We start from the raw sequence: 12909 nt of genomic DNA on the forward strand, positions 1-12909 counted from the left end.
TGGTGGTACTCGCAAGCCCTAAATCCGTCCGGACCGCCTAAAAATGGGGGGCCAGGGGGATGCCTCGTCATTGGAGGGATTTATGCAACAACGCCCCGTAGGCGGTCGGCTGGAATATCAAGTTAGGTTGCATACGACATAGCTGACGTATTTTGCAGAGGCGGAAAGTCTGTATTCCAAGCGTCGCGGTAGCTATTGATTGATTTTCCTTTTTTCCTGCCCACCGTCACATCGCCGTCACAGTGAAGCACCAACGGTATATTGGATGATGTGCTCTTGCCTCGAAGCCCCATTAGTTGAGTGCTCGTAAGAACATAACATTGCCATTCTCCAAAAACATACAGATAAATTACAATGTGAATGTTGGGATCCTTAAGGAGATTGATTTCAATCGAAATTTGAAAGTTTATAAATCCTGTGAGCTTTGAAAAATCAGGCTGCGCAGCAGTTTTAATTTGGAGGCGTCTACCTGTTCCACTTTTATGGTCCACGGCCCAAAGATCTGCGCCCTCATCAACGGTTGGTATATGAGCTACATAGCCACGTAGTGATAATTCACTAGCTGCTCGTAATTCACCCGCCGTTCCAAGATATGACTTAGAGAGATTTACGTTTGGTGTGGTGGCCATCTTCGTTACCATTTTTTTCTAATGTGTATTGGACGACACAAAGCTACCCAACAGTTCTAATTCAAATACAGAAAAATTTGAATTTTCTTTTAATTTGCAACGGCTTATAAAATTTCAAGTGTTTTAGGAAAATCTAAAATTCAGCGGATGAGCAGCGCTCTACCAGACCTTGCACCAAAACATAAAGTCAGCTGAAAACCGCTAAATCACCCCAGCAACCGCCCCCTCGCCTCTTCATACTCCCGCTTCAGCTGCGCCACATAATCAGCCGTTTTTTGCACTTTGCTGACCGCGCCAATGCCCTGCCCGCAGCCCCAGATGTCTTTCCAGGCTTTGCTCTTGTCGCCGCCGAAGTTCATCTTGCTCGGGTCGCTTTCGGGCAGGTTGTCGGGGTCCATGCCGGCGGCGCGGATGGACGGGGCCAGGTAGTTGCCATGCACGCCGGTAAACAGGTTGCTGTAGACGATGTCGTCGGAATTGCTTTCGACAATCGCCTGCTTGTAGGCGTCTGAGGCCCGGGCTTCTTCGGTGGCGATGAAGGCGGAGCCGATGTAGGCAAAGTCGGCACCCATCGCTTGCGCGGCCAGCACGCCGCCGCCGGTCGAGATGGAGCCGGACAGCGCCACCGGGCCGTCAAACCACTGGCGGATTTCCTGGATCAGGGCGAACGGACTTTTCACGCCCGCATGGCCGCCTGCGCCGGCCGCCACGGCGATCAGGCCGTCGGCGCCTTTTTCAATTGCCTTGTGGGCGTGCTTGTTGTTGATGATGTCGTGCAGCACCACGCCGCCCCAGCCATGCACGGCCTGGTTCAGGTCTTCGCGCGCGCCCAGCGAGGTGATGATGATGGGCACCTTGAAGCGGGCGCACATTTCCAGGTCGTGTTCGAGCCGGTCGTTGCTTTTGTGGACGATCTGGTTGATGGCATACGGCGCGGCGGGCTGGTCGGGGTTGGCCAGGTTGTAGGCGGCGAGTGTCTCGCTGATTTCGGCCAGCCAGTCTTCAAGCTGCGCGGCCGGGCGCGCATTGAGGGCAGGCATGGAGCCGACGACGCCAGCCTTGCACTGCTCAATGACGAGCGTGGGGTTGCTGATGATGAACAGCGGTGAGCCGATGATGGGCAGTGGCAAGTGATTCAGGGCGCCGGGAAGTCTGGACATGATTGTCTCCGTTGAAATTGTTTATTTTTAAGCAAAAAGTGGCTTATGCGCACGGCTGGCATGCGCAGTCAGCTATTTATTCAGTAGCAAAAAGCAAGCGCTTAAAACGCGTCGAGGGCCAGCGCATTCACGCTGTCAGCGCCTTCGACGATGCTGTCGCGCATACCGGGCACTTTGGTCAGCAGGTGGTCGGCGTAGAAACGCGCGGTGGTGATTTTGGCCTGCATGAACGCCGTATCAACACCCTGCGCGAGTTGCTCTTGCGCCACCAGCAGCGAACGCGCCATTTGCCAGCCAGCGACCACGTTGCCGGCCAGCATGAGGTAAGGCACGCTGCCGGCAAACACGGCGTTCGGGCTGGATTTGGTGTTGGCGGCGACGAACTCGACCACATCGACGAAGGCTTGGCGCGCGGCGCTCAAACGCTTGGCCACGGCCAGTGCGTCGGCGCTGCCTTGGGCCAGCAATTCGGCTTCGGTGGCTTCGATCTGGGCGGCGATGCCTTTGGCGGTCTGGCCACCGTCGCGCATGGTTTTGCGGCCAACCAGGTCGTTGGCCTGAATGGCGGTCGTGCCTTCGTAAATCGTCAGGATTTTGGAGTCGCGGTAATGCTGCGCAGCGCCGGTTTCTTCAATAAAGCCCATGCCGCCATGCACCTGCACGCCGAGCGAGGTGACTTCCTGGCTCATCTCGGTGCTGTAGCCCTTGACCAGCGGCACCATGAATTCATAGAAGGCCAGATTTTGCTTGCGCACGTCGGCATCCGGGTGTTGGTGCGCGGCATCGTAGGCAGCGGCGGCAACAGCGGCCATCGCGCGGCAGCCTTCGATGTAAGCGCGCATGGTCATGAGCATGCGCTTGACATCGGGGTGGTTGATGATGGCGACGCTGGCCTTGACGGAGCCATCGACCGGGCGGCTTTGCACGCGATCTTTGGCGAAGGTCACGGCTTGCTGGTAAGCGCGCTCGGCAATCGCAATGCCCTGCACGCCGACGGCGTAACGCGCGGCGTTCATCATGATGAACATGTACTCAAGGCCGCGATTTTCTTCACCGACGATGTAGCCGACTGCGCCGCCGTGGTCACCAAACTGCAACACCGCCGTCGGCGATGCCTTGATGCCCAGCTTGTGCTCGATGCTGACGCAATGCACGTCGTTACGGTCGCCCACCGAGCCGTCAGCGTTGACCATGAATTTCGGCACGACAAACAGGCTGATGCCCTTGACGCCTTCCGGTGCGTCCTTGGCACGGGCCAGCACCAGATGGACGATGTTGTCGGCCATGTCGTGTTCGCCGTAGGTGATGTAGATTTTGGTGCCAAACACCTTGTAGCTGCCGTCCGCTTGCGGCTCGGCGCGGGTGCGCACGGCGGCCAGGTCGGAGCCGGCTTGCGGCTCGGTCAGGTTCATGGTGCCGGTCCATTCACCGCTGACCAGCTTTTCAAGGTAGACGGCTTTGAGGTCGTCAGAGCCAGCAGTCAGCAGCGCTTCGATAGCGCCGTCGGTCAGCATCGGACACAGCGCAAAGCTCATGTTGGCCGAATTGACCATTTCGCCGCACACCGCACCGATGGTTTTGGGCAGGCCCTGGCCGCCAAAATCGGCCGGGTGCTGCAGGCCCTGCCAGCCGCCTTCGGCGTATTGCTTGAAGGCGTTCTTGAAGCCGGGCGTGGTGGTGACGACGCCGTCTTTCCAGCTGGACGGGTTTTGGTCGCCGGCCCAATTGAGCGGCGACAGCACGCCTTCGGTGAACTTGGCGCATTCTTCGAGCACGGCTTGCGCGGTGTCCAGCCCGGCGTCTTCAAACCCCGGAATCTGTGCGATCTGGTCGATGCGGGCCAGATGCTGGATGTCGAACAACATGTCTTTAAGAGGCGCTTTGTAGCTCATTTCTTTTCTCCAATAAATCAACAGTTGCCCGGCAGCCCAGGCAGTACAGATAAAAAAAGGGCGTCCATCAAGACGCCCTTTGGTTTGTCCTGGTTTACAGCGCAGCAACCAGTTCCGGCACGGCGGTGAACAGGTCGGCTTCAAGGCCGTAATCCGCCACACCGAAGATCGGCGCTTCGGCATCCTTGTTGATCGCCACGATGACCTTGGAGTCCTTCATGCCGGCCAAATGCTGGATGGCGCCTGAAATGCCGATGGCGACGTAGAGCTGCGGCGCAACAATCTTGCCAGTCTGGCCGACTTGCCAGTCGTTCGGTGCGTAACCGGCGTCCACTGCGGCGCGCGAAGCACCCAGTGCAGCGCCCAGCTTGTCGGCCAGCGGCTCCAGCACTTCATGGAATTTCTCGTTTGAGCCCAGTGCGCGGCCACCGGAGACGATGATCTTGGCGGCGGTCAGTTCAGGCCGGTCGCTCTTGGCAATTTCGGCGCTGACGAAGCTGGACTTGCCGCTGTCGGCCACGCCGCTGACGGTTTCAACGCTGGCCGAACCGCCGGTAGCAGCTGCGGCATCAAAGCCGGTTGTGCGTACGGTGATGACTTTGACGGCATCCAGGCTTTGCACAATGGCAATGGCGTTGCCGGCGTAAATCGGGCGCTCGAATGTGTCAGCCGCATCAACCTTGGTGATGTCGGAAATCTGGCCGACATCGAGCAATGCCGCCACGCGCGGGGCAATGTTCTTGCCTGACGCCGTGGCCGGAAACAGGATGTGCGAATACGCACTGGCCATGCCAATCACTTGCGCAGCCATGTTTTCAGCCAGGCCGTGGGCGAAGTGTTCGCCGTCAACGTGGATGACTTTGGAAACGCCGGCTATCTTGGAGGCGGCCTCGGCGGCGGCCTGGGCGTTGTAGCCCGCGACAAGCACATGCACGTCGCCGCCGCACTGGCTGGCAGCGGTCACGGTGTTGAGGGTGGCGGGCCGGATGCTCGCGTTGTCGTGTTCTGCAATTACAAGAGAGGTCATTGAGGTCTCCGTCATTCCCGCGAAGGCGGGAATCTAGGGGGTTTTCTGGGGAAGCTGGATTCCCGCCTGCGCGGGAATGACAACCGTTTTGCTGCGAGTCTGGCGGGGATAGTTTGCGTTTGGCGTCAAATCACCTTGGCTTCGTTCTTGAGCTTGTCCACCAGCGCGGCGACATCAGCCACCTTGATGCCGGCGCTGCGCTTGGGCGGCTCGCTGACTTTCAGGGTCTTGAGGCGCGGGGCGACATCAACGCCCAGATCAGCCGGCTTGACGTTGTCAAGCTGTTTTTTCTTGGCCTTCATGATGTTGGGCAGCGTGACGTAGCGCGGCTCGTTGAGGCGCAGGTCGGTGGTGATGATGGCGGGCAGCGTGAGGCTGAGCGTCTCTGAGCCGCCATCGACTTCGCGCGTGACGTTGACCTTGCCCTCAAGCACTTCCACTTTTGAAGCAAACGTCGCCTGACCCCAGCCCAGCAAAGCTGCCAGCATCTGGCCGGTCTGGTTGCAGTCGTCGTCGATGGCCTGCTTGCCAAGAATGACCAGCTGCGGCTGCTCTTTGTCGACAAGCGCCTTGAGCAGCTTGGCGACCGCCAGCGGCTGCAACTCTTCTGCGGTTTCAACCAAAATGGCGCGGTCAGCACCGATCGCCATGGCAGTACGCAGGGTTTCCTGGCACTGCAACACGCCGCAAGACACGGCGATCACTTCAGTCGCCACGCCTTTTTCTTTCAGACGCACGGCTTCTTCGATAGCGATCTCGTCGAACGGATTCATGCTCATCTTGACGTTGGCGATGTCGACACCGCTGCCATCTGACTTGACGCGGACTTTGACGTTGTAGTCGACGACGCGCTTGACGGGGACCAGAATTTTCATGACAGGCTCCAAAGTTATTAATTGACGTTGACGTAAACGTAAGCTTACGCATTCTATGCCGGGCACTTGTGGTGCTCTGTGTGTGACCAAGCCGCACAAGCAGCGTAATCGCTTGTGGCAGCATCAAAAAAGAACGGTCGTTCTATTTATTATAAATGGCCTGTTGCCGCTAATTAGAGCATTCTCCCGAACGACTGTCGTGCAGGCGTCAGCAGATTGCTGCAACGCTAAAAGTGGCAAAAGCCGCCAGCGCAGGCGCATCAGCCATGGCTGCACACGCCGCCGAAGCAGCCAGACTTACGCCGCTGCTGCGGGCCATTGCGGCTTTCTTTTTTCGATAAACGCCTGCACGCCTTCTTGCGCCACCGGATGCACCATGTTGCAGGCCATCGTCTGGCCGGCCAGCTGGTAGGCGGCTTCGATGCCGGTTTCACGCTGCTTGTAGAAAAGCGCCTTGCCCATCGCCACGGCTTCACGGGGTTTGGACAGCACCGCCTGCACCATCTTTTCAACCTCGGCATCCAGTGCGTCCAGCGGCACCACACGGTTGACCAGCCCCCGCGCTTTCGCTTCGTCTGCCGTGATGAATTCGCCGGTCAGCAGCATTTCCATGGCTTGTTTGGCCGGCATGTTGCGCACCAGCGGCACACTGGGCGTTGCGCAGAACAGGCCGACATCAATGCCGTTGACCCCGAAACTGGCCGAACTGGCGGCCACCGCCAGATCGCTTTGCGCCACCAGTTGGCAACCCGCCGCAGTGGCCAGCCCCTGCACCTTGGCAATCACCGGCACTGGAAGCTGCTGGATGCTGAGCATCATGCGGGTGCATTGCGCAAACAGCTTTTGGTAATAGGCCAGTTCGGGCTGGGCGTGCATTTCCTTGAGGTTGTGGCCGGCGCAAAACGCCTTGCCCTGCGCCGACAGCACCACGATGCGGGCGGATGTATCCAGCGCTACGGCATCCAGCGCGGCTTGCAGCGCGGCCAGCATTTCTTCACTCATGGCGTTGAACGTGGCGGGCCGACTCAAGACTAAGTTGTGAACGCCGCGCTCGTCACGGGTGTGAAGCACGGCGGGCGGCAGGTCGGCAGCAGTCGCCGGAGCAGAAATGACAGGTTGCATGAAAATTCCTATAAATCAGCCAGCACGCGAATATGCGCTTCGACGCTGCGGCCCAATGCGCCGTGGCTGTATCCACCTTCCAGCGCTGACACGATGCGTCCTTTGCTGTGGCGCTTGGCGACGTTCTTGATGCGCTCGGTGATCCAGGCGTAGTCTTGCTCGTTCAGATTCATCTGGCCCAACTCGTCGTCCCGGTGGGCGTCAAACCCGGCGCTGATAAAAATCATTTCAGGCTTGAAGGCTTCGAGTTTGGGAATCCACATCATGTCGATCAACTCGCGCACGTCCATGCCCTTGGTATGGGCCGGCACCGGCAGGTTCACCATGTTGGACTCGTGCGTGTCGGCACCGCTGAACGGAAACAACGGGTGCTGGAAGAAACTGACCATCAAGATGCGGTTGTCACCCCGCACGATGTCTTCGGTGCCGTTGCCGTGGTGCACGTCAAAGTCCACGATGGCCACGCGCTTCAAGCCGTGCCGCTCCAGCGCATATTTGGCGGCAATGGCCATGTTGTTAAAAAAGCAAAAGCCCATGGCTTTGCTGCGCTCGGCATGGTGGCCCGGCGGGCGCACCGCGCAAAAGGCGTTTTCCATCTCGCCGGCCATCACCGCATCGGTGGCGGCAACTGCAGCGCCGGCCGCGCGCAAGGCGGCGTTGAAGGTATGCACATTCATGGACGTGTCAGGGTCGATCTGGACATGGCTTGGCCCGCCCGCTAACGCGTCATCGGCGAGCTGTTCGCTCAGGCCGCGAAGCCCGGCCACCAGCATCCGGTCATGCGCCAGTTCGATATCGCCAATGGCGGCCTGCGGCGCTTCGCGGTGCTGCAGCGCATCGGCCAGGCCGCTGGCCTGCAACTGCGCTTGAATCGCATCGAGCCGCTCGGGACATTCGGGATGGCCGGGCCCCATTTCATGTTTCCAGCAGTCTGTGTGGGTGAAATAGCCGGTGGTTTTCATGAGGAATAATTTTTGTTAAAAATTGCGCTATGGTTCAACTCATGCACGTCAAAGAAAAACTTCAAGCACTTCTAAATCAGCTTAACACGGTGATTGTGGGCAAGTCCGCACAAGTCAGCGACTGCGTGGCGTGCCTGCTGGCAGGCGGCCATTTGCTGATTGAAGACGTGCCGGGCGTCGGCAAAACCACCCTCGCCCATGCGCTGTCGCGCTCGTTCGGCCTGCAGTTTTCGCGCGTCCAGTTCACCGCCGATTTGATGCCCAGCGACCTGTCAGGCGTGTCGATTTACGAGCGCCAGAAAGAAAGCTTTGTGTTTCATCCGGGGCCGATGTTTGCCCAGGTGTTGCTGGCCGACGAGATCAACCGTGCCAGCCCCAAAACGCAAAGCGCGCTGTTAGAGGCGATGGAAGAAAAGCAGGTCACGATTGAAGGCCAGACGCGGCCACTGCCGCTGCCGTTTTTTGTCATTGCGACGCAAAACCCGCACGACCAGTTGGGCACCTACGCCCTGCCGGAATCGCAACTAGACCGTTTTCACATGCGGATTTCGCTCGGTTACCCCGACCGAGCCGCCGAACGCGAACTGCTGCGCGGTGCTGACCGGCGCGAAATGCTGGACGTGTTGCCGGCCATGCTGGTGCCGCACGAATTGCTGGAGTTGCAGCACCTCGTGCAGCAAGTGCATGCTGCCGAGCCGCTGCTGAACTATCTGCAGGATTTGCTGGCCGCCACGCGTTCGGGCCGCTGGTTTTTGCAGGGCCTGAGCCCGCGCGCCGGCATTGCCATCATGCGGGCAGCCAGGGCGCAGGCGTTTATGAGCGGACGGGACTATGTCGCGCCCGACGACATTGCCGCCATCCTGCCGCAAACCGCCGCCCACCGCCTGGTTCCGGTTGGCGACGCGGGCCGGGGTGCGGTCGAGCAAGTGCGCGCCATGCTGGACGCCGTGCCGCTGCCTTGAGGCGCAGGCCTGCTTTTTTCATGGCTGTGTTTGCATTTCTTCCTCGCCCCGTGTCGTTTGTCAGGGCACGTTTTCAACACTGGTTTGAATCGCGCATTGGTTTGAGCGACAGCGTCACGCTGACCCAGCGCACTGTCTACATCCTGCCGACGCGCCCCGGCTGGATGTTGTTTCTGACGCTGTTGGTATTGCTGGTAGCGTCCATCAACTACCAGCTCAATCTGGGCTATCTGCTGACGTTTTTGCTGGCCGGCACGGCGCTGGTCGGCATGCATGTCTGCCACGGCACGCTGCGCGGGCTTGCCATGAATTTAATAGCGCCTCACGCCCACTACGCGGGCGCCAGCACGGCTTTTGATATCAAATTGACGAATTCAAGGCGCTCTGTGCGCTACGGCATCGGCCTGAGCGTGCTGAATCCGCAAATGGCCAATCCCAAAAAAGCCAGCCCGCCCCACTGGGTCTGGACTGACGTGCCGGCGCAAGGCAGCAGCCTGGTGCAAGTGGCGTTCACACCGTCCCAGCGCGGCCTGCACCGCTTGCCGACGCTGACAGCTGAAACGCGTTTTCCGCTGGGCACTTTCCGGGTCTGGACGGTCTGGCGACCGGCGGCGCAGGTCATGGTGTATCCGGCACCCGAGCTGACGCCGCCGCCGCTGCCGCCAGGCGAGCCCCGCGCACAAGGCGCAGGCAGCGCCGCCCGAGCGCAGAGCAGCGCCGAATTTGACGGTGTGCGTGGCTACCGGCGCGGCGACCCGCTAAAAAACGTGCTCTGGAAAAAAGCTGCCAAAGCGGGCGAACAAAGCGGCGAAAGCGGTGGCCTGGTGGTGCGCGACACCCAGCAGGCCGAGCGACACGAGCTGTGGCTCGACATTCGGCAGGCCGGTTCGCTGGACTTGGAACACAAGCTCTCGCGCTTGTGCGCCTGGGTGCTGCAGGCCGACCGGCTCGGGCTGGACTACGGCTTGCGCCTGAGCGCACTCGAAATCAAGCCCGCCAGCGGCGAAGCCCATAAACGCCGCTGCCTGGAGGCGCTGGCCACATGCTGACACCCGCCCCACCCCGGCCAGCCAAGGCCGCCCGATTGACCCCAACCACGCAGTTGCCCACGCTGGCCACCTTGCGGGCTCTGCCGCGCGAAGGCCGCGACACGCTGTTTTTGCTGGCCGTGATTGCCTGGGTGCTGTTGCCGCAAGCCGCCCGTTTGCCGCTCTGGTGCAGCCTGGGCGCGGCGGCTGTGTTGCTGTGGCGCGGCTGGCTGGCGCTCAATGCCCGCAGTCTGCCGCGCAAAATTTGGCTGGTGGTGCTGCTGGTACTGACGCTGGCGGGCACTTACGCCACGCACGGCACGCTGATTGGTCGCGACGCTGGTGTCACGCTGCTGGTGGTGTTGCTCACCCTTAAAACGCTGGAGCTGCGCGCGCGGCGCGATGCGTTTGTGATTTTTTTCCTCGGCTTTTTCTGCATGCTGAGCAATTTTTTCTATTCCCAGTCGCTGCTGACGGCAGTCAGCATGGTGATCGGGCTGCTCGGGCTGCTAACGGCGCTGGTCAATGCCCACATGCCGGTCGGCAAACCGCCGCTGGCGCAAGCCGCCAAAACTGCCGGCTGGATGGCGCTGCTGGGGGCGCCCATCATGCTGGTGCTGTTCATGCTGTTTCCGCGCATGGCCCCGCTCTGGGGTGTGCCCAGCGACGGCATGACCGGCCGCAGCGGCCTGAGCGCGCGCATGGAAGTCGGCACGATTGCCACCCTGGCGCTGGACGACAGCGTGGCCATGCGCATTAAATTCGCAGGCAAACCGCCGCCTCAGCGCGACCTGTACTTTCGCGGGCCGGTGCTGTCCGGCTTTGACGGTCGCCAATGGCTGCCCGCCCCCGACAACCTGCAGGCCAATTTGCAAGTCACGGGCGAGCCGGTGCGCTACGAAGTCACGCTGGAGCCTACGCAGCGGCCTTGGCTGTTCGTGATGGAAGCGGCCACGCAAAAACCCGTGTTGCCCGGCTACCGCAGTGTCATGTCGGATGACCTGCAGTGGCTGACCAACCAACCCATCACCGAGCTGGTGCGCTACCAGGCCAGCAGCTACGCGTCGTTTACCCACGGGCCAGTGCAAAAAACCCTGGGCCTGCAGCAATACGTCGATTTGCCGCCCGGCTTCAATCCGCGCACGCACCAGATGGCCGCCGACATACGCCGCGACCCGCGTTATGCCCAAGCTACTACTGACGTGCTGGTGCAGGTCGCCATGGAGCGGCTGCGCACGGGTGGCTACACCTACACGCTGGATCCCGGCGTCTATGGCCGCGACACAGCCGACGAGTTCTGGTTTGACCGCAAGGAAGGTTTTTGCGAGCACATTGCCTCCAGCTTTGTGATCTTGATGCGCGCGCTCGACATTCCGGCACGCATCGTCACCGGCTACCAGGGCGGCGAGGAAAACGGCGTGGACGGCTTTTGGGTGGTGCGGCAAAGCGACGCACATGCCTGGGCCGAAGTCTGGCAGGCCGGGCGCGGCTGGGTGCGGGTCGACCCGACTTCTGCCGTGTCGCCGGGGCGCACCGGTGCTTTCCAGCGGCTGGCCGCACCGCGCAGCGCTATCGGACAGGCCTTCGGCAACTTCAGCCCGACCTTGTCGGCCCAGCTGCGCGCCACCTGGGAGGCCATCAACAACAACTGGAACCAATGGGTGCTCAATTACACCCAAGGCAAGCAGCTCAAGCTGCTCAAGGACATCGGCTTTGACACGCCAAGCTGGCAAGACCTGAGCACGCTGCTGATTGGCGTGATTGTTCTGGCCAGCGCGGCAGGCGGCGGCTGGGCGCTGTGGGACCGGGCGCAGCACGACCCGTGGCTGCGACTTTTGGGCCGGGCCCGCAAGCGGCTGGCGCAAGCCGGCATCGAAAGCACCGCCGCCACTTCGCCGCGCCAACTGGCCCGCCAGGTGCTTCAAAAATACGGCGATCCGGGCCAGCCGCTGCATGACTGGCTGATGCAGCTGGAAATGCAGCGTTATGCTTCGCAGGGTACGCAGGCTGCGTCGCGCGGCCAGGCGTCAAGCCAGCGCCAGCGAATTGCTCAGCTCCAGCAGCAATTTAGCCGCCTGCACTGGCCTGCTTGAGATCTGGCGCAGTCCATCCCATTGCCACGCATGATTAAAAAATCCTCCTTCCGTTTTAAATTCACTCTCTTTTTAATAGCTTCTATCGCAGGTGCAGCAAGCGCAAGCGACACAAAACTCTTAAAAAAGAAGGTTTCAGCTCGCACCGAGCAAGCGCAGGGACCGCTTTACGCTACGCGCCCGGACGCGATGCAGTTTGCCGACGACCTGGCCAGCCGACGCAACCTGGACCCGCAGTGGGTGCGGCAAACCATCGGCCAGTCGCGCTTCAACCCCACCGTGTCGCGGCTGATGCAGCCGCCGACGAAGACTTTCATCAAAAACTGGCGGGTTTACCGCAGCCGCTTTATTGACCCGATCCGCATTCGGGCCGGTGTAAATTTTTGGCAGGCCAACCGCACGGCGCTGGCGCGCGCGCAAGCCGAATACGGCGTGCCGGCTGAGATCATCGTCGGCATCATTGGCGTTGAAACCATCTACGGCCGCGACACTGGCAGTTTTCGGGTGATGGATTCGCTCGCCACGCTGGCCTTCGACTACCCGTCTAGCCATCCGCGCGTGCAGGAACGCAGTGACTATTTCAAAGGCGAGATCGAGCAATTCCTGACGACGGAAAGCCGGCGAAATGCCGACCCGTTCGAGCCTAAAGGCAGTTATGCCGGGGCGATGGGCATGCCGCAGTTCATGCCGTCAAGCGCCGCCAAATACGCCGTGGACTTTGACGGCGACGGCAAGATTGACCTGTGGAACAGCCCGGCTGACGTGATTGGTTCGGTCGCCAACTATTTCAAGTCCTACGGCTGGCAAACCGGCATGCCGACGCATTACCCGGTGCGCTTTGACACCGCCCGCCTGGACATGGACGCGCTGATGGCACCCGACATTTTGCCCACCTTCGGCGTGACCAGCTTCACGGCCAAGGGCGCGGTGCTTGAAGGCCCGGCGCTTGAACACAAAGGCCCGCTAGCACTGATCGAATTACGCAACGGCCCAGCTGCACCGAGCTATGTGGCCGGCACCGAAAACTTCTACGTCATCACCCGTTACAACTGGAGCAGTTATTACGCAATGTCGGTGATTGAACTGGGGCAGGAAGTGACGCAGGCGATGGCAAGCGGGCGTTAAACGGCTTCAACCCGCAAGACGCGGGCCTGGCCAG

The 12909-nt window shown here is 60.6% G+C and carries 11 protein-coding genes; 4 read left to right on the forward strand and 7 right to left on the reverse strand.

Annotation, left to right across the window (positions count from 1 at the left end):
- Positions 1–122: 122 nt before the first annotated feature.
- The 7 genes from RCH06_RS00005 to RCH06_RS00035 form a co-directional block, all read right to left on the reverse strand.
- Complete coding sequence (locus RCH06_RS00005; protein ID WP_327079382.1) at positions 123–629, reverse strand: hypothetical protein; 507 nt, start codon at positions 627–629, stop codon at positions 123–125.
- Positions 630–835: 206 nt separating this feature from the next.
- Positions 836–1789, reverse strand: a complete 954-nt coding sequence (locus RCH06_RS00010) for an NAD(P)H-dependent flavin oxidoreductase (RefSeq protein ID WP_327079383.1) — start codon at positions 1787–1789, stop codon at positions 836–838.
- Positions 1790–1890: 101 nt separating this feature from the next.
- Entirely contained in the window at positions 1891–3681 is a 1791-nt protein-coding gene (locus tag RCH06_RS00015; protein WP_327079384.1) for an acyl-CoA dehydrogenase, read from the reverse strand.
- A 94-nt stretch (positions 3682–3775) separates the two neighbouring features.
- Positions 3776–4708, reverse strand: coding sequence for an electron transfer flavoprotein subunit alpha/FixB family protein (locus RCH06_RS00020; RefSeq protein WP_327079385.1), 933 nt, complete (start codon positions 4706–4708; stop codon positions 3776–3778).
- 125 nt (positions 4709–4833) lie between these two features.
- Positions 4834–5583: an electron transfer flavoprotein subunit beta/FixA family protein gene (locus RCH06_RS00025; protein ID WP_327079386.1), complete on the reverse strand. Its 750-nt coding sequence runs from the start codon at positions 5581–5583 to the stop codon at positions 4834–4836.
- Between the two features lie 297 nt (positions 5584–5880).
- The gene (locus tag RCH06_RS00030; protein WP_327079387.1) at positions 5881–6705 is read right to left on the reverse strand and encodes an enoyl-CoA hydratase; all 825 of its coding nucleotides are present in this window, start codon (positions 6703–6705) and stop codon (positions 5881–5883) included.
- 8 nt (positions 6706–6713) lie between these two features.
- Positions 6714–7667, reverse strand: coding sequence for a histone deacetylase family protein (locus RCH06_RS00035; protein ID WP_327079388.1), 954 nt, complete (start codon positions 7665–7667; stop codon positions 6714–6716).
- A 41-nt stretch (positions 7668–7708) separates the two neighbouring features.
- Between RCH06_RS00035 and RCH06_RS00040 the strand changes: the two genes are divergently transcribed.
- The 4 genes from RCH06_RS00040 to mltB are packed head-to-tail and all read left to right on the forward strand — an operon-like array spanning position 7709 to position 12875.
- Positions 7709–8629 carry an AAA family ATPase gene (locus RCH06_RS00040; RefSeq protein ID WP_327079389.1) on the forward strand — a complete coding sequence of 307 codons (921 nt, stop codon included), beginning with the start codon at positions 7709–7711 and terminating at the stop codon, positions 8627–8629.
- A gap of 20 nt (positions 8630–8649) precedes the next feature.
- Entirely contained in the window at positions 8650–9678 is a 1029-nt protein-coding gene (locus RCH06_RS00045; RefSeq protein WP_327079390.1) for a DUF58 domain-containing protein, read from the forward strand.
- Complete coding sequence (locus RCH06_RS00050) at positions 9672–11750, forward strand: transglutaminase family protein (RefSeq protein WP_327079391.1); 2079 nt, start codon at positions 9672–9674, stop codon at positions 11748–11750. The genes RCH06_RS00045 and RCH06_RS00050 overlap by 7 nt, the downstream gene beginning before the upstream one ends.
- Positions 11751–11780: 30 nt before the next feature.
- On the forward strand, positions 11781–12875 hold the full coding sequence (mltB, locus tag RCH06_RS00055; RefSeq protein ID WP_327079392.1) for a lytic murein transglycosylase B: 1095 nt from the start codon (positions 11781–11783) through the stop codon (positions 12873–12875).
- Positions 12876–12909 lie beyond the last annotated feature (34 nt).

The organism is Polaromonas sp. CG_9.5 (assembly GCF_035984465.1).
Taxonomy (GTDB): Bacteria; Pseudomonadota; Gammaproteobacteria; order Burkholderiales; family Burkholderiaceae_C; genus Polaromonas.